Source organism: Burkholderia catarinensis, from assembly GCF_001883705.2.
GTDB classification, from domain to species: Bacteria; Pseudomonadota; Gammaproteobacteria; order Burkholderiales; family Burkholderiaceae; genus Burkholderia; species Burkholderia catarinensis.
Genome location: NZ_MDEQ02000001.1, coordinates 654,880 through 671,921, shown reverse-complemented (window position 1 = coordinate 671,921; position 17,042 = coordinate 654,880). Strand labels below are relative to the sequence as shown.

General features: G+C 61.3%; 12 protein-coding genes. 1 reads left to right on the top strand and 11 read right to left on the bottom strand.

Annotation, left to right across the window (positions count from 1 at the left end):
- Positions 1 to 73: 73 nt before the first annotated feature.
- A complete protein-coding gene (locus BFF94_RS02980) occupies positions 74 to 1,483 on the bottom strand; it encodes an MFS transporter (RefSeq protein WP_128842110.1) in 1,410 nt (469 codons plus the stop codon).
- 137 nt (positions 1,484 to 1,620) lie between these two features.
- Between BFF94_RS02980 and BFF94_RS02975 the strand changes: the two genes are divergently transcribed.
- Positions 1,621 to 2,502, top strand: coding sequence for a LysR family transcriptional regulator (locus BFF94_RS02975; RefSeq protein ID WP_201260361.1), 882 nt, complete (start codon positions 1,621 to 1,623; stop codon positions 2,500 to 2,502).
- Between the two features lie 111 nt (positions 2,503 to 2,613).
- Here the strand turns inward: BFF94_RS02975 and BFF94_RS02970 are convergent, their stop codons facing one another.
- From BFF94_RS02970 to BFF94_RS02925, 10 genes are all read right to left on the bottom strand, one after another.
- Positions 2,614 to 2,865 (bottom strand): hypothetical protein, encoded by a 252-nt coding sequence (locus BFF94_RS02970; protein WP_246637214.1) that lies wholly within the window; start codon positions 2,863 to 2,865, stop codon positions 2,614 to 2,616.
- A complete protein-coding gene (gene icmH, locus BFF94_RS02965) occupies positions 2,862 to 4,076 on the bottom strand; it encodes a type IVB secretion system protein IcmH/DotU (RefSeq protein WP_128842090.1) in 1,215 nt (404 codons plus the stop codon). The genes BFF94_RS02970 and icmH overlap by 4 nt, the downstream gene beginning before the upstream one ends.
- A 20-nt stretch (positions 4,077 to 4,096) precedes the next feature.
- Complete coding sequence (gene tssM, locus BFF94_RS02960) at positions 4,097 to 8,197, bottom strand: type VI secretion system membrane subunit TssM (RefSeq protein WP_219138958.1); 4,101 nt, start codon at positions 8,195 to 8,197, stop codon at positions 4,097 to 4,099.
- Positions 8,198 to 8,222: 25 nt separating this feature from the next.
- The gene (gene tssL / locus BFF94_RS02955) at positions 8,223 to 9,527 is read right to left on the bottom strand and encodes a type VI secretion system protein TssL, long form (protein WP_128842089.1); all 1,305 of its coding nucleotides are present in this window, start codon (positions 9,525 to 9,527) and stop codon (positions 8,223 to 8,225) included.
- 2 nt (positions 9,528 to 9,529) lie between these two features.
- Positions 9,530 to 9,811, bottom strand: a complete 282-nt coding sequence (locus BFF94_RS02950; protein WP_128842088.1) for a PAAR domain-containing protein — start codon at positions 9,809 to 9,811, stop codon at positions 9,530 to 9,532.
- A gap of 27 nt (positions 9,812 to 9,838) precedes the next feature.
- Positions 9,839 to 12,211: a T6SS phospholipase effector Tle1-like catalytic domain-containing protein gene (locus BFF94_RS02945; protein WP_128842087.1), complete on the bottom strand. Its 2,373-nt coding sequence runs from the start codon at positions 12,209 to 12,211 to the stop codon at positions 9,839 to 9,841.
- Positions 12,212 to 12,222: 11 nt separating this feature from the next.
- Positions 12,223 to 12,750: a DUF3304 domain-containing protein gene (locus tag BFF94_RS02940; RefSeq protein WP_128842086.1), complete on the bottom strand. Its 528-nt coding sequence runs from the start codon at positions 12,748 to 12,750 to the stop codon at positions 12,223 to 12,225.
- A 98-nt stretch (positions 12,751 to 12,848) separates the two neighbouring features.
- Positions 12,849 to 13,370 carry a DUF3304 domain-containing protein gene (locus BFF94_RS02935; RefSeq protein ID WP_128842085.1) on the bottom strand — a complete coding sequence of 174 codons (522 nt, stop codon included), beginning with the start codon at positions 13,368 to 13,370 and terminating at the stop codon, positions 12,849 to 12,851.
- Entirely contained in the window at positions 13,367 to 14,284 is a 918-nt protein-coding gene (locus tag BFF94_RS02930; RefSeq protein ID WP_246637213.1) for a DUF4123 domain-containing protein, read from the bottom strand. Before BFF94_RS02930 ends, BFF94_RS02935 begins: the two co-directional genes overlap by 4 nt.
- Entirely contained in the window at positions 14,259 to 16,790 is a 2,532-nt protein-coding gene (locus BFF94_RS02925) for a type VI secretion system Vgr family protein (RefSeq protein WP_128842084.1), read from the bottom strand. The genes BFF94_RS02930 and BFF94_RS02925 overlap by 26 nt, the downstream gene beginning before the upstream one ends.
- Between the last annotated feature and the right edge of the window lie 252 nt (positions 16,791 to 17,042).

Below are 17,042 nucleotides of genomic sequence, written 5' to 3'. Positions count from 1 at the left end.
CAGCGCAGCGATCGTGCACGCGCGTTCGCGGCGTATCGATGAAATGGTCCTCCACATTCGGCGCGGCGTCCAGTCACGTGCCTTTCGCCGTGCCCGCCGTCCGCGCGGCAAGGGCGGCCGTCGCATAGGCGACACAGCCGACCGCTGCGATCGCCCACAGCGCGTCGGTCAGATTCGGCAACAGTATCGTCGCGGCGCCTGCGATGGCCACGCCGAGCAGGCTCCCTGCCTGTCTCGCCGCATTGAGGAATCCCGACGCCACGCCCGCCGCATCCGCAGGCACCTGTTCGAGCACGGTCGCGATCATCGGCGCCACGGACAACGCGGTCCCGGTGCCGAAGGCGGCCATGGCCGCCCAGACCACCGGCCACGGCGCGCGCAGCGTGAGCGCGACCGCGAGCGCCGGAATGGCCAGCGCCGCCATCCCGAGTCCGTTTGCCATCAGCCGGACCGGGTGGACGCGGCCATGCAGTTTTCCCGACAACAGGTTGCCCAGCGACAGACTCAGCGCAAACGGCAACAGCGTCAGCCCCGTCTGCCGCGCACTCATGCCGAAGCGCCCATGCAGGTACAGGCTCAGCACGAACAGCAGACCGAAGTAGCCGACATACACGAGACTGCCCATCAGGTTCATCGCGACGAATATACGATTGCGAAACCAGGCCAGCGGAACCATCGGATTGCGGGCACGCCGCTCGACGACGATCAGCACGGCGGCAGCGAGCCCGGCGACCAGCAGTGCACACCGGACTTCCGCGGCGCCAGGGCCCCGCGTCGGCAATTCGATCACGGCAAAACACAGCGCGCCGAGTGCCGTTGCACCAATGCACTGGCCGGCCCAATCGAAGTGGCTTGCATGCCGCGCGACCGACGCCCGAACGAGCACGGCCGCCCCGGCGAAGGCGAGCGCGCCGGTCGGCACATTGATCAGGAAAGCGCTGCGCCAGCCGAAATCATCCACCAGGATGCCGCCCAGCACCGGCCCCACCGCCACCGCGACCGACGCGATGCCCGCCCAGACCGCAATCGCCCGCGCCCGCTCGGCAGGCACGTCGAAAGTGCTGCGCACGACCGCGAGCGACGCGGGCAGAAAGAGCGCGGCGCCGATGCCCTGCACGAAGCGCGCGGCCACGAGAATGGCCACGGACGACGCGACGCCGCACGCCGCCGATGCGCCGACGAACAGCGCCAGCCCCGCGAGATAGATGCGCTTGGCGCCGAACCGGTCGGACAGCGCGCCGCCCGCGAGGATCAGCGCCGCGAAGCTGAGCGTATACGCGTCGACGATCCACGCGAGTTCCGCGACCGTCGCGCCGAGACTCGTGCGCATCGCGGGCAGCGCAACGTTGACGATCGTCGTATCGAGTACCGCCATGAACATGCCGATCGCAACCAGCGCAAGCGTGAAGCGGCGCTCGCGCGCCGTCGGTCGGCACGCTGCCGTCATGGATACGGGAACGGAAACAGGATTGCAATCGGTCATGAGATCTCCAGGCAGATGCCGGGAGTCTAGGAACGGCACGCGATGCAGAAAAGTGGTAATTTTGCATTTGCCTGATGCAAATATGCATCCCCACATCCCGTCCGCCGCCGCCCTGCCCGATGACACCGTCGATCCGCATGAACTGGGACAATGCCCGCTTCTTCCTGGCCCTGGCGCGCACCGGCACGCTTCGCGGCGCCGCGGCGCAACTGAACGTCGATCAGGCGACGGTGGGACGCCGGATCGCCGCGCTCGAAGATGAGCTCTCGGCCCGCCTGTTTCTCCGAACGCCGGCCCTCTACGTGCTGACGACCGCGGGCGAAGCGCTGCTCGAACCCGCCGAAACGATGGAACGGGCGTCGCTCACGATCGAGCGGCGCGTGATGGGGCTCGACGAGCAGCTGGCCGGATCCGTGCGCATTGCCACGACCGACTCGCTCGGCAAGCGTTTCGTGATTCCCGCCATCGCCCGCTTGCGGCGCAGGCATGCCGGCGTCGACGTCGTGTGCGTGACGTCGGCCGAAATCGCCAATCTCACGCGCCGCGAAGCGGATCTCGCGATTCGCACGTTGCGGCCGGAATCGCCGGACCTGATCGTCAGGCGGCTCGGACATCTCGAAACGGGCATCTACGCATCGCGCCGCTACCTGGCCGAGCGCGGCGAACCGGTCGCGGGCAGCGCGTTCGACGGACACGACCTGGTGATGTACCAGCAGCCGGTGGTGCCGACGATGTGGGACGCGCTGTGCGGCGAACCGACTTCACGCGGCCGCGTGATGTTCCAGACATCGTCAACGATGATGCTGGTCGAGGCCGCGCTTGCAGGGCTCGGCATTGCCGAGCTGCCGTGCTTCCGCGCCGAAGCCGAGCCGGAACTGGTGCGTCTCATGGCCCGGCGATGCAATCATTTCGACGTGTGGCTCGTCGCCCATGCCGATCTCTACAAGACCGCACGCGTGCAGGCGGTGATCGAAGCCGTCGTCGACGAATTCGCGACCGCCGCGCCATCCGCCCGGTAATCGAAGACTATAGAACCGTGCCGATCAGCATGGCGATGCAGCCCTTGAATACCTGCATGTCGGATTCCTGCATCATGTTCGAAGCGCGCGGCCGTCGACGATCACGCCGCTTCAGCGCGGCTGATACTCGCCATCGCCCGCAGACCAGCGAAACGTCTGACGCCATTTGCCGCCGCGCTGGCGCAACTGCAGGTCGCGGAAACCGTCCGTCGAGGTCGACAGCACGCTCAATACGTTGCTGCCCTCCGTGATGTCGTGATCGCGCGTGCCGTCGCGATGCCAGTCGCCGGCGATATTCCGATAGAACATCATCGGCTGCGCGAACACGACGCGCAGCGATGATTGCCCGCAATCGAACGTCAATCCGTGATGGTCACTTCGACGCGACGATTTCTCGCCCTTCCCGCCGCGGTTCCGTTATCCGCCAGCGAATCGGCATCTCCATTTCCCTCGACACTGATACGCGGCGCCGATACGCCAGCCGAAACGAGAATTTGGGCCACGTGCCGGGCACGCGCTTCGGAAAGCGCCTGGTTGGACGCTTGGCGTGTCGAACGGGCCGACGTGCTGTCCGCGTAACCCGCCACGTGCACGGTTGCACTGCCGGTCAGCACCGCGATTTCCCGCCCGGCCGAAGCCACCACGGAAGCCCCCCACGGCGCCACCGCTGCATCACCAGGCGCAAACAGGCCGCCAAACCGCAGCGTCAACGTATCGCTCCCGGGATCGCGGATCAGTTCGACATTCCCTGCGGCAACCTCATCGCGAAGCCGCTGTTCCAGGTTTCGAGCGAGCGCATCAAGCGGCAAAGCCCGGAGTCTCTCTTTCGTGCGAACCCAACGGTCCGCCGCGGCGTAACCCCCGGCCCCCAGCAATAACGCAACAGCGAGACCTCCGACGAACCTCGCTCGCGACCGACGCACCGCGACCGGACGTACCCACGGATCGACCGTCTGTCGCGTACGTTTCGGCGGCTCGCTGACGCGATTCACGCTCAGTCCACCCGTCATAACCACGTCGTGCACGTGTTCGCGAATGACCTGCAAGCGCTTGTGACCACCTGCTTCAAATCGGTATCGCCCACGAAACCCGAGATCGAGTATGTTTTGGTACAACTCAATCAGATCGAGGTTCTCGCGAGGATTGCGCATTGCCTCGTCGATCAGCCGGAAAACACGGTCGCCGCCCTGACGATCATGCCCCGACACACTCGCCAGGCTGTTGTCCTGCCATTCGACGCCGGTTGTTTCGCCCCTTCCCCAAGGCGTCTGCATCGCTGCCTCGTCGAGCGCGGAGCACAGGCAATAGCTTGCGCACCGGACATGCTCGGATCTGAGCTGGAGCTCACCGCAGATCCGGGTGAAGAGACGAACTTCCTGCCCCAGCCATCGGCGCCACCGTGTAATAGCGTCGGCATCGAGCATTTCGGGCGTATCGGCCAACGCCTGCAACAGGACGCTCGACGCTTCGAGCAGCGGGTTGACCGCCTGCTCCGCGGTCTTGAGCCGTGCGGCAACAGGCGGCGATGCCACGGCGCCTGCGCGGCCCTGCGGATCGGTTGTCGAAAGAGTCATCTTGATCGATCCCTCCCGGTTCAGCGGGAAGCGCTTCCCGCGCTCGCCGGCAACATGCCTCGCGGCAATCCCGGCGGCGGGCCGCTATCCGGCAGGTTGAACGCCGACATCGTGCTGGGGCACCGGAACGTCTTCAGCACGTCGCTCGTCAGCGGATTCGCGACACTCCCGGCACTCGCGACGTCGAGTGCCGCTTGACGACCGTCGAAACTGAACGCGACGCGCGTGCGGCCCGGCGTCGCCGTCTCCACCACACGACCTTTCTGGAGCAGGCGCATCAACGCCCACGGCCCGTCCGCTGCGATCGTCGACGTGTCCGGCCGAATCCGCGGGCTGGCTGTGATTTCCGTGTGGACGCCGCCGCGCGGTCCCGGCCACGTGACCGTGAAAGGCGCGACCGGACCGTGTTGATAGAGCGTCGTCTGTCCATCGATGTCGAGCGACAGGCTCATGATCGTCGGGTCGAGCTCGGGAATCCGGATGTCAGCCTTCCAGGTCAGTTGCTTGTGACCGGGATCGTTGAAAAAGACGTCGCGGATTGCCTTCGCATGCTCGAACGGCTCCAGGTCCGGCCCCTGTACGGGCTCGGTCGCGCCTGGCAGCGTCCGATAGCGCCACGGCTTCGCGGACGTATCGACGAACGGTGCCAGCGTCTTCACGAAGAAGTCTTCGATCAAGCCCCCTTGCGCAAACACCCGGGTGAAATCGTCGATGCTGACGTCGCGCTTGCTATCCGGTGAAAACGGATAGTTGCCCTCGATCGTCAACCGACACGTGTCGCCGACCACCGCCTGCATCTGGCGTGACAGCAACTGGCCGATGCCTTGATTGACTTCTCGCGAACCATCGGCGGCAAGCTGCAGCAATACGGCGCGAAACGGCGCCGGCATCGTGTCGGCCGTCATTTTCAGTTTCGCAGCTACGTCGCTCGCCGGTGGCATGCTGTTGTTCGACAACGCATTGTCGGCAACCGTGAGCGCCGTGTAATAGTCGTTCAGCAGGTTGGTGACGCCATCCAGCCCCGTCTTGTCCGCCGGCGTGGCGGCAGGCTGTGTATCCGATTGCACATCCACGCTCCCGGTAACGACCTCGCGCAGCGCCGCAAAGTGATTGTCGACGAGTTCCCGTTCAACGCGCTCCGACGCCCGAATGCCCAGCGCCTTGTCCGCCTTCTGATTGAGTTGGTCGGCGGCCCGCTGCAGCAGCGAACCGTCCGACGCAGCCATCGGTTGCGTGAGCGTCGTCTCGTGCACGGCTGCGCGCGCAAGCCGCACGAGCGGCGAATCGGGCGCCGCGAAGCTGCCCAGCACCTTCAGATTGAACGCAAGGCTCGTGCCGCTCACGGTCCGGATGTCGCCAAGAAATGCCTCCCACTGCTGCGAGTATTCCATCAGGTATTCGCGGCGGACCGCGTCGGTCAACGCATCGTCCGCGCCGGCGGCGTTGCTCACGATCTCAGCCGTTTTTTTTTGAGCCTCGCCCAAGTACGAGCGCCCCATCACCCATGCGTCGTCGTCACGCGCGATCTGCACGAACTCAGGCAGCCGCTTGTCGAACAGATTTCGATAGCCGTCGAACGTGAAGAGCCCCGACACGCCGCGCGACAATGGTGCATCGCTCGCTCGCGTGAATACCGTGCCGGCTTGCGGGCCCACCGCGCGCAGCAACGTAAACTCGTCGGGCGCTTCCTTCAGCATGGCCGCCTTTGCGCGCTGGTAAAGGCGGTCGGTGGCATTGCTACCGTCGAGAAACGCGCGTGCCTGCTGCACCAGCGCATCGTTGCGGATCAGCGGAGACTGCACCACACGCTCCCCGGAGAAAAGCTGTTGCACGTGGTCGATCATCGACGCCCTTCCACCGAAAGCAGCCGCGCTATCGGTCTTCGCCCAGTCGTCAAGCACCCATGCCTTGACGTCACCTGCATTGAACTTCGCCTTGTCGTACAGCATCAGGTACACGCGCAGCGCATCGTAGGCGGCCTTTGAATCCTTGCTCGCAATCGCGCCGGACATTACGCTCTCCAGACGATGCACGATCTGCGGCAACAGCAGGTTGTCTTCGAGTGCGTCGTAGGTGCGGAGGCTTTCGGTTGCGACGTCCGCCGGCGTGTAGAGACCGTAGCGCCACGCGCTGTCCGGATCGGACAGGTCGAGTCCCGGGAAGGTCGGCAAATAACGCGCTTCTGTCAGCGTATCGGGCACGGCTTGCAGTTTGGGCGTCTTGTACAACTCCGTGACGCGGGCCGTAAGCGCCTGCACCTTTCGGCCAATCGTGTCGAGATAGCCGCTGTTGTTGCCGAAACTCACGCGCAAGCCGATCGCCAGCCACACGAACAACAGCAGGGCCAATGTGTGACCGATCAGGCGCAAGAGCCGGTAACGGTATTCCCAACGCAAGTTGGGACTCACGAGATGCGCTTCCGGGAACACGACACGGGTCAGCAGATCATGCAGGAAGAACCCTTGGTTGCCCTCGGCGGCACGCGCCGACGAAACCGGAGCGTGGTCCTGAGTCGACAGAAGGCGTTGAATGACCGTACTGCGCTCGACAACGAGCTCGCCGTCCCGTTGTCGTGCACTCGTGAAATACACACCGCGCAACGTCGAATGGAGCTGGGTATCGTCGTACCGTGAATCGAGAAACACCCGATCTATCAGGTCGAGCAGCGGTCCGAGCAGCGCAGAAAACTCCTCGGGCAGCGCAGCAAGCGACCGGCGCTTGCGCGAATCGTACTCATCCTGCAATTGCGTATCGATCGAGGAGCTAAGCCGTTGCGCGAGTTCGGTAAGTTCCGCGTGGCAGCGGGCGCGCAACCCTTCCTTCGCAACCGTTTCCTTGCCATACGGAAGCGTGAAGCCCCATGCCTGTGCTCTCCCCTCGGCTGTCAGCGCCCCGAAATACTCGGCGAAACCCGTCAGACGATCCATCTTCGTGACCATCACATAGACAGGGAAACGAATACCCAGCTCCTGTCTCAGTTCGGCCAGCCGCGCGCGCAACGCGGCAGCCTCAGCCACACGCGCCTGTTCGTCGGCGCCGGCCAACGTGGCAAGATCAATCGTCAGCAACGCGCCGTTGATCGGCGCGCGGGGCCGATGCCGGCGCAGCATGCCCAGAAACCCAAGCCATTCCGCTCGGTCGACCTTCTGTCGGCGTTCGCCCGCGCCTTGACCGGGCGGAACGACATGGCCGCTGGCTGTCGACACGGCGGCGGCTTTAGATTGCGACGCCTCATTCCGTTTCGCATCGTCTTCAGCGTCTTTCGCAACCGGCTGGGCATCGGCGCCGTCCTTGCCCGGAACGCCGGTGGCCAGCTTTCCCGTTTCCGCGACGGGCGCATCGACGTCCTCGGCCGTCGACATGCCATGATGCGTGTAGTAGCCGGCCGTGTCGATCAGCACCGCGTCATTGGTCAGCCACCAGTCCACCGCGGCAGCATCACCGGCCGACGCCCCGGCCGCACGCTGCATTTGCTCGGCAACGGGAAACACCAATCCGCCGTTCATCAGTACGCTGGTCTTGCCGGCCCCTTGCGAACCAAGCGTGATGTACCAAGGCAGCTCGTACAAATAGCGCTTGCCCTGGAACAGCTTGCCAAGACCGCGCGCGCCGGTACGCATCGATTTGAGGCGCGCGAGCGCGCTCGTCACGATCCCTTCGATTTTCCGCAAGCGTGGTGCAGCAGGCGATTCATCCTTGCGGCGCTCCATGCGCAGCATCTTCTTCAGGAACGCATCGTCTTCGCGCATTTTCCGCCATAGGCGGAACATCCCGAAAAGAACGAAAACGGCCATCACCAGCGCGATCGCGGTGAGTCGGGCCGACACCTGCTCGAATGGCGCCACGTGACCGAACGAGAGCAGCGGCGCGGCGTACCAGATCAGCAAGCAAAGCAATGCGGCGAACACGACGCTCGTCGACCAGCCCACGAGCCAGAGCAGCACGCCGGCAAGCAACAGCGCGATCAGCAGCACGCGCATGCCGGCGCCGGCGAGCGGCTTGAGCCCGCCGAACGCGAAAAACGGGCCGACGAACCAGATCACCAGTGCGACGACAATCAGTGCGAGGAACGCGAGGAACTGGCGCGAGGCCAGAAACGACAGGAACTGGAACTTCTTCATGTGTTATTCCGGAAACGGATCTGGCTTATCGTGCGACGTCGATCTCGACGCGCCGGTTTTGCGCACGCCCCTGCGCGGTGCGGTTGTCGCCGACTGGATCGGCATCACCCTTGCCGACGGCTTCGAGTCGGTTCGCCGGCACGCCCGAGGCTTGCAGCATCTGCATGACCTGGGTGGCGCGCTCTTCCGACAGCGCCTGATTCGATGCGAAATGCCGGCTGCGAATCGGCACGTTGTCGGTGTAGCCGATGATCGTTACCTTGCCGGGCACCTTCGCGATCTCGCCCGCGATCTTCGAAATCAGCGGATTCATCGATGCCTGAACCGAAGCGCCGCCGGGCTTGAACATCGCGTCGCCGCGGAACGTGACGGCGCTGTGGCGAGCGTCTTCGTCGACACTGACGGTGCCGGCGGCAATTTCATCCTTGAGCAACTGCTTGAGGTGCAACTGTGGCGGCGGTGCAGGCGGCGGCGTCATGCGGGCGATGTCGGCAATCTGCTTCTGAACGTCCTCGCTGCGACTGAACAGTTCGTACTTGAACCATCCGAAAAGTCCGAGCAGGATCACCGACAAGACGGTGACGGTAATCCATACCGGAAAATCGGTGAATGACTGGCGCTTGCCTTTCGCGGTCGATTGCCAGTGAGGCGAAAGCGTCAGCGGCACAGGTTCGCGCTGCGACGTGATCACGTTATAGAGCCGCTGACGAATCGCGTCGTGCTTGCGCGGGCCATCGGCCACACCTCGGTAGCGTCCTTCAAAACCGAGACTGAGAATGCGGTAGATCACCTGAAGGAGGTCACGATGCTCGTGAGGGTCCTCCAGCAACCGGCCGATCAGCAGGTAGACTTTGTCGCCGCCCTTGATGTCTCCATGGAAGGTGGTCGCAAGCCCGCCCTGCATCCATTCGATTGCCGACGAGCCCTTCTTGCCCCATGCGGTTTGCGCTACCGCTTCGTCGAGTGCCGTGCACAGGCAGTAACTCGCGCCGATCATGTGATCGCGCCGGATGTTTGCTTGCTCGCAAAGCCTTTCGAATACGCGGACCTCCTCCACAAGAAGCCTGCGCAACAGCACGACTGAATCTTTCGACTCAAACGTTTCGGGCATGTCGGCCTGCGCACGCAGCAACACGCGCGATGCCTCGAGCAACGGATTTGATGCGGTCTTGACCTTTGTGAGACGCTGCTCGAAAACTTCGGGAGGCGCAATATCCGGGCAGACGGGCGTATCGTCGTCCCGGTTCAGTGCTTTCTCAAATGATTCCTCGTCGTTCGAGGGAGTATCCGCGACGCCAAACGGTGTGCTGGATTTCCTTGGTGTCGACATAGTTAGCGCCCAACCTTGGCCGTTGAAGCGGCAATCAACCGACAGCCGCATTCGGTGCGGTGCCCATGTAATGCCACGTACCGCCCGCCGACGCTGAGCGTCGGATGGGCTTCGATAATCTTGTTGATGCCGTGCGGACGCCCGTCCGGATAGGTTCCCGGACAATCGACAAGATCGTGCAGGCGGGCTATTTTCTTGCCGCCGATCTTGTGGGTATCCGAGCCGGTAATGATCCGGCCGCCATGGTCGGTTGCGTCCCCGACGACTGCGATGCTGATTGACATGGTGCTATTCGTAGGCTGACGCGCTCATTAGCGCGGAAGATTGCTGAAGTCGAATTTCACCGGGGGCGGCAAAGTCCTCGACTGCTCGACAACGAACTCGCCGCGATCCACTGTCGCCTTCTGCTCTCGCGATGCGGCAACGGCCGCAGCTTGTTCCTTAAGACCGAGGTTACGGACACGCCTGTCATTGCCGACAAAGAACGTGCGCGCCCATCCATAGCCACCTGGTGAATATTCGTGAAAATACGGAACTCGAAACCAGGCGCGGCTGTCGTGTACGTAATCGTCCATTAGGCGCACGACGGCTGGCGAGAGCTTCCGCACTGCTTCGTCTGACGTGTGCTCAAGTAGAAACGGCAACATCTGCGTTTCCGGAGCCAGCACGAAGTCCAAGACCGGCTGGTAGGCGGCGACAGCGCCGAGGAGTTGGATGGCGAGATCACGATCGCCCAACCAAACGGTGTTCGAACCTTGTCGTCGGTGAGGACCCGCGTTCTTTCGAGCGACGGTCAAATAGTAGGCGTTGGGGTTCTGTGAAATGAAAATCTCTGCCGAGAAGAGCCCGCTCCCCATCTTGACTGCTTTCGCAGGTGCCTGTGACCAGTACACCCGCAAGCGCGTTCGCTGATCGGGGCGCAAATATGCCAACAGGAGACGAAATTCCTCGGCCGCCTCAAGAAGGTCGGTCTTGTCATTGGTGGTGATGTCCGTCGCCCCCTCTCCAGGTCGACTTTCCTTTCCGTTATCTGCGGCGGCCTCAAGTATCTCCTTATCCTTCTTCTTGATTTGCTCCGCAAGCTGCGCGGCTCGTCTTTTTAGTGCATTCGACTCGACAGGGTTTCGGATTGTCCCAAGCGCTGCAGCCTCGAGGGTGTTCTTTCGGATTTCAAGTTCGCGCTTTTCACGCTTCAGGTCGTCAAGCCGAGCTGACGATCCCTTTTGATTGATACGCTTTTCCAGTCCGTAGGGTGTGACCTGGTCCTCGCGCGCACGGCGGAAGAACTCCTGAGACGTAACGTATGCATGAGAATTTCCTATATCCGCGCGCAGCGTCCGCCACGCGAGAGACTGCCCCATGCCAATACGCAACGCCGTTTCAACGCTGTCGAGCGGCTTCTGATTGACGGTTGACAGCCAGTCGTTAAATGTCCGCGCGACTGACGACGACAACGCGAAGTCTCTCACCAAGTCATCGCGCTTGCGAATGTCAGCCTGCAGCATTAATGGCACACCGGCCTTGAGTGCCTCAATGTACATGTTGTGCAAGGCAATCTGACTGAGCTTGCTGCCTTCCCCTTCTCTCGATTTACCCTGGTCGCCGACGGGATAACCACCGCCGACGTCAGAATGCACACCTGGGTAAGCAATCTCGATCCTACGGGGTTCACCTATTGGATATACCTGCCGCTCCCGAATAGAATCGAGCGGAAAACTCATCCGCTGCTCATGGATCGAAAAAAAGTGCACACACTTCCTGACCGACACCGGAACGTTGAGCGCGCCCCTTGACGTCCAGGCCCAATGCCCGTCCAGTTCTGCTCGATCGATCGCCGCAGTAGCGGTATCGGGTATGCCAACCGATGCGACCGTGTCGAAGATCCCCAGGAAATTGACTTCGTACGGAATCGCACCAGCGATCATTCCGCCCGGCGCCCACGAGTTGATGAGACGATTCACGAAAACCCGGGCGCCAGCGGCTCCGCGAGAAAATCCTAAAACGTTAACCCACACCTTCTTAATCGACCGGTTGAGCTGCCCGCCCGGGCTGCTGTGCTTCCTTTGAAGCGCCGACAGCTCCCCATGTAATCGCTCAAGCTTCGATCGAACCTTGTATCCGTAGTAAAACATAGGACTACTTGCCGCTACTCCTGCAACGCGGCTGGTCTTAGCAATGTTCGAGACGGCTGAAACCAGAGTTCCGCTGGACGCGATGACCTCATCGTCGATCAGCGAGCACACCGCCCGTGCTTCCGTGTTATCCATCAGCGCGCTACCTGTCATTGCTTGATGCACCGCGTTCAGCAAGCGAGTGTACCCCCACGCGACGCGCATGCCGAAACCAGCAGCGAATGCCTTACCCTTCGCCGTGAATTCTTTCTCACCGATTTCAGGAAATGGCGTACCGACACCGGGCACGTAGAACCGGTACTCCCCATCCGCGTAGTTGTAACTACATGCGTTGAACAATCTTGCGACATTGCTATGCGTGGGTCTTTCCGCGCTCTTTATGTCCTCTTCCAGATTGTTATTCGTGCCGTCAAAGAACAAATTTACATGTAGTGTCTGTGGGCAACCTGGCGTTTCCCCAGCCAACGCACTCTTGCCCATTGATCGGGCAGCCGCCCCCTCGGACAAACGTCCTTGCTCGTTGAATTGTTCGGGCCAACGGATTTCACTCATCGCATTTCTCCTCACTTCTTGTTCAATTCCGGATCCAGCGCGCCTTGCACGATGTAGGGATCTTGATCGTCGATTTTGGGGATAACCCCATTCTCATCACGGATCTGGATACGAATTCGGTCACCAGGCAGAAAGTGCACCAAGAATCCGGCCGTACGCGGCCCGTATGGCGGAACTTCTGTCGTCGCAGTAAGCCATTGATCACCGCTTCGATCGTCGTCGTAGGGATGCGTGTCACGTCGCCACTTGACCACAAGCTTCATGCCAGGCCGCCATTTGGAACGAATACTGATGCAACACATTCCCCCGCCACCGCCCGAGCGAGACTGGCCATGCCGTTTCGGGAAAATGTTTGGCCCTCCCGCCCAAAGATCTTGACCTTCATTCCCGACACGGAAACCTGCAATGTAGTAGTCGGTATAGTTGTAGCCGCTCACATCTGACGGATTGCTCCCGTCCGCATCTGAGCACCCCGCCAGTGTCAACAGCAACCCAACGACGAATAGCGCGGCGAAACGCTTCCAGATAGACACGATCATTTCCCAATCTCCGGCTCTTGAATTTCTTTCGCATATTTCGGACGATTGTGCTCGTTGAATAGCCCCGGCTAGCGGATTACACTCATCGCATCTTCCCCTTACTTCTTGTTCAATTCCGGGTCCAGCACGCCTTGCACAATGTAGGGATCCCATTCAGCAGGTTTAACTGGCATTGGCGGCTTATCCTGAATTTCAACGCGAATACGGTCACCCGGGAGAAAATGCACCCAAAAACCATAGGTACGCGGCCCATACGGCGGAACTTCCGTGGTCGCCGTGTACCATTTGCTCGGAGTTTTTCCATCTTGAATCTTGTCGACCTTCCACTTGACCACGAGCTTCATGTCAGGACGCCATTTGGAAGGAATACTGATGCAACACATTCCCCCGCCACCACCCGAGCGAGACTCGCCATGCCGTTTCGGAAAAATGTTTGGGCCGCCCGCCCAAAGATCTTGACCTTCATTCCCGACACGAAAACCTGCAATGTAGTAGTCGGTATAGTTGTAGCCGCTCACATCTGACGGATTGCTCTCGTCCGCATCTGAGCAACCCGCCAGCGTCAACAGCAACCCAACGACGAATACCGCGGCGAAACGCTTCCGGACAAACACCATCATTTCCCAACCTCCGGTTCTTGGAGTGCCTTCTTCTTCTCGAGGCTACGCATCAACTCCCGCCAGACATAGGCCGGAACCATTTCGAACGATTGCACCAACGGAGCCCCGCTGGCGATACTCGACCTGATTGCCAATCGAATTTCATCGTGGCGCTCGAAAGACTCTCCATACTGGTACGAGGCCACACAGAATGCGTGGCGGTCCGCGCGTGAAGTCAGCTCCCACTCACCTGCACGGTTATAGCGTCGAAGGAAATCCGGGTATCTGATTGCATACGACTGACTCGCGTCGATCAAACCAAGGTCGCTCAACTCGCTCATGAGCGCATGCGGTTCATCATGCCGTTCCAACTCGTCGAGCTGCTGTTGACTGAAGGACTGGGGAAACTCTCCCGCGTCTGCGGCCGACGCACGCTCATCGATTTCAACGCGTTGCCACTCCGAGCGGCCACCCCGGTACATCCACATTGCCATCGGACGGGTGAGTTCGGCCTGCGCAGCCTTCCCCCAGACCTCCAGAATCGACGGAAGCGAACGCGGGTCGAACCAGCGGAGCAGTACCTGCATCCCTTCGCCGATGTCGACAAAGAGAAAGCGCTGCAAGTGCAGCTTGAACTCATCAATACTCAACGCGCTACGCACCACCGTGAAGCATGGTCGATACCGGTCCATCTCATCAATTTGGCGAACCCAATCGCTCTTTGCATCGTCGATCTCGAAAAGGATCGGCGCGGCGTTTCCGGCTTCCTCCTCCGGTAGCCCTTCAAATAGCGATCGCACTTCTGGCGAGAATTCGAGCACCCATGTAGCCATCGATTCCGGATACTGAGCACCATCAACCAGACCGTAAAGTTTTGCGTTGCCGTCTACTATTGTCATGAAGCAAACCTCAAAGCCGAGGAACAGCGGATGCACCGCTCTTCGCGGCTTTCAGCAGACACTCGATACACACCTTGGGAACGTGAAGCTCGACAGGTACCTCGTCGGGATGCGGGAAATAGTGATTGGCTGCATGGGCAAGCCAGACACCGTTGGTGCCGCTCTTGATACTGCCTTGTTCTAGCTCGATATAGCTGCCGCCTCCGTTCAACACCAGCTTCTTCTTCGCACTGATATGAATCGTGTCGCTGGTTACGTTGACTTCAAGCAGAGCGAGCAGATTGATCGCCTTCTGAAGTGCGTGAATGTCGATGTCCCCGTCTGCCGCGACGGATTTCATGCCGCCCCGTGCCGCAAACTGGCGCACCGTATCCTGCGCACTGATGAGAACGCTGCCGTTCGCCGACGCCGCGATGTGCTCCCCGCTCGTCAGCGCGACATGCTGACCGCTTGCGATATGCGTTGTCGCCGGAGTCGTGGTCTGGATGCCGGCGGCACCAGCAATAACGACGTGTGGCGCACCGAGTTCAGGGAAACCATCGTCCGCGCTGCCTGGCGCTCCGCTTATCGCGGCGTTCTGTTTGGCGAGTGTCGTGGCGACCTCCTCCTGATGGCTGTTCGCGTCCTGAGCCGTCGCCTGCTGCGCCAGTTGCGCGATCATCGACTGCCAACGCTCGGCCTCTACTAGTCGAGCAGTCGTTTCACCCATGTCGGTCAAATGGGCCTGCGCGTTTTGCCGAACTTCGGTCGTGAGCAGCATGCCCTGCCCGGCACGAAATACGCCATGACCGTCAGTCCGCAATTCAGCCCCACGACCGCGCTCATCTTGCCGCCCGGCATTCCCCGCGATACGCGTGATATGCCCCAGATTCAACTGCGAGGCGCCTTCGTCGCTCGACAGGTGCGCCTGAATTTTCCCGTTCGTATCGTCGAAGGCGAGCGTGTTCGCCCGCCGACCGCCGATCTCCCGACTGCGATAACCAGCAAGCGCCTGGTTCTTCGGCAAATCGAACGGCGGCATGTTGAACGCATTGGTCGCACTACCTACGATGATCGGCAAGTCCGGATCGCCGTTGACGAAAGCTACCTCGACCTCATGCCCCCGACGCGGCAGAAAGATTCCACCAAACTGATCGCCATGCCACGCACCGGCCACGCGTACCCAGCAACTCGATCGCTCATCGTTCTCGCCCAGCCGATCCCACAGAAACTGCAGCTTCACCCGACCGTATGCATCGGTCCAGATTTCCTGATTCTCCGGGCACGTCACGACGGCATACTCGACGCCGTTCATACGTGGCTTTGCAATCGTACGCAGCAGCCTGAACGGCTCATTGGTCGGCTGCACCGTAAAATCCGCTTCGCAACGGTATCGCTGGCCGGATCCCGACGCTTCGCCAATCTCCTCGATCGTCAGCTTGCAGGCGATCACCGCATACTCGCGATTCGCCGCATCCTGCGGATAATGCGACAGCACGAACGTCTGCCCGGCCACGACACCCCGCAGGTTCCCTTTGCCGTAGGCCCTCAGCCCCTGACAACGCCAAGCCTCCATCTGCACCAGTGTCAGGTACTCCGCTTCCGTGCGCGGCTCGTTGTGATCGCCCGAGAGCCCAGCCGCGCCAGCTTGCGGCTGCGCGTAATCGCCCCATGTGTAACGCTCCTGGTGGGCGAGCCCCGTTTCGCGAGGATCTTCGCGCATCACCGTCAGGTCCGCACGCGGCAACGTATAGTCGTAGTCGACGCTCGTCACCGCACCCGAGGTCAGCGCGTGGGAGACCGAGAAGTCCTGAATGTGTTCCTCGTCAAGCCGTCGACCGGTCGGCGGCTCGTAGCGAAGCGCTGCATAAGCGTCACCAAGCGGCTTGAGCGCGCCCATCGAGTCGCACAGCACAAGGCGATGCTTGCCTTCGCTATGCTCGAAGAAGTAGTAGATGCCCCACTCTTCCCACAGGCGCTGCAGAAACGTCCAGTCGCTTTCGAGGTGCTGGCGTTGAATGTCCCGCTTGGGCCATGCCTTGTTCGGTCGCGGTGTCGTGAGACGTTTTTCGACCGGGAACGGATAGGACGAGAGCACCGCATCGGTGATCTCGACCACCGACATGTCCTGAAAGATTCGGCAGTCACAATTCTTGGTTGCTTGCCAGAGCCATGGCCGCAGCGTGAGTGCATACACGATCGAACGACCGTCTTCACGCACAATCGTCGCATGACTGACAATACCTGTGATCTCGCGCGCGCCCGCACCGAGATTGGCCATTCCGGCATTGCCGGCCAAGCCGGGAATGAAACGGCCCTTGCCCTCGAGCTGAATCGAGACGGTGACCTCCGTACCGATCAGTTTGTCGAGCTTGACGTTCGCCGCGATGCTCTGCGAAAACCCGAGCGCATCCGGCGTATTCAATTCAAGCGTGTACTCGAACAACTCGCCCATGGTTTCGCCGCCGGTGAACTTCACCGGCGTGAGGATCGACCGACCGCCGTACAGCGGCAGAGCCGCGCCTGAAACCGATAGTGTTCGTGGTGCGTCAAACAAAGCCATTCCGTGATCTCCGTTGAATCGATCGGATCATTGACCGCCTACAGCCATCCTGCCCTCCGTGCAGCTACGGCAACGGAAAAAGCCTGCCAGGTGCAACGCGAAACCACCGTAGCATCCGACTACCTCCCAGGACGCCCCACCCCGGGGTCCGTGTCAAGATAGCTCCGGCCAAAGCTCATCGTCCGTAACTTCCACAACAGTTGCATAGAGCGCAACCCAGCGTCTGGCAACCTGACAACATCGACAGGAAGA

Coding starts and splice junctions, on each gene's coding strand:
- BFF94_RS02935 (WP_128842085.1), bottom strand. CDS start 13,370: ATGATGGTGTTTGTCCGGAAGCGTTTCGCCGCGGTATTCGTCGTTGGG.
- tssM (WP_219138958.1), bottom strand. CDS start 8,197: ATGAAGAAGTTCCAGTTCCTGTCGTTTCTGGCCTCGCGCCAGTTCCTC.
- BFF94_RS02925 (WP_128842084.1), bottom strand. CDS start 16,790: ATGGCTTTGTTTGACGCACCACGAACACTATCGGTTTCAGGCGCGGCT.
- BFF94_RS02980 (WP_128842110.1), bottom strand. CDS start 1,483: ATGACCGATTGCAATCCTGTTTCCGTTCCCGTATCCATGACGGCAGCG.
- BFF94_RS02940 (WP_128842086.1), bottom strand. CDS start 12,750: ATGATCGTGTCTATCTGGAAGCGTTTCGCCGCGCTATTCGTCGTTGGG.
- icmH (WP_128842090.1), bottom strand. CDS start 4,076: ATGACTCTTTCGACAACCGATCCGCAGGGCCGCGCAGGCGCCGTGGCA.
- BFF94_RS02975 (WP_201260361.1), top strand. CDS start 1,621: ATGAACTGGGACAATGCCCGCTTCTTCCTGGCCCTGGCGCGCACCGGC.
- BFF94_RS02950 (WP_128842088.1), bottom strand. CDS start 9,811: ATGTCAATCAGCATCGCAGTCGTCGGGGACGCAACCGACCATGGCGGC.
- tssL (WP_128842089.1), bottom strand. CDS start 9,527: ATGTCGACACCAAGGAAATCCAGCACACCGTTTGGCGTCGCGGATACT.
- BFF94_RS02945 (WP_128842087.1), bottom strand. CDS start 12,211: ATGAGTGAAATCCGTTGGCCCGAACAATTCAACGAGCAAGGACGTTTG.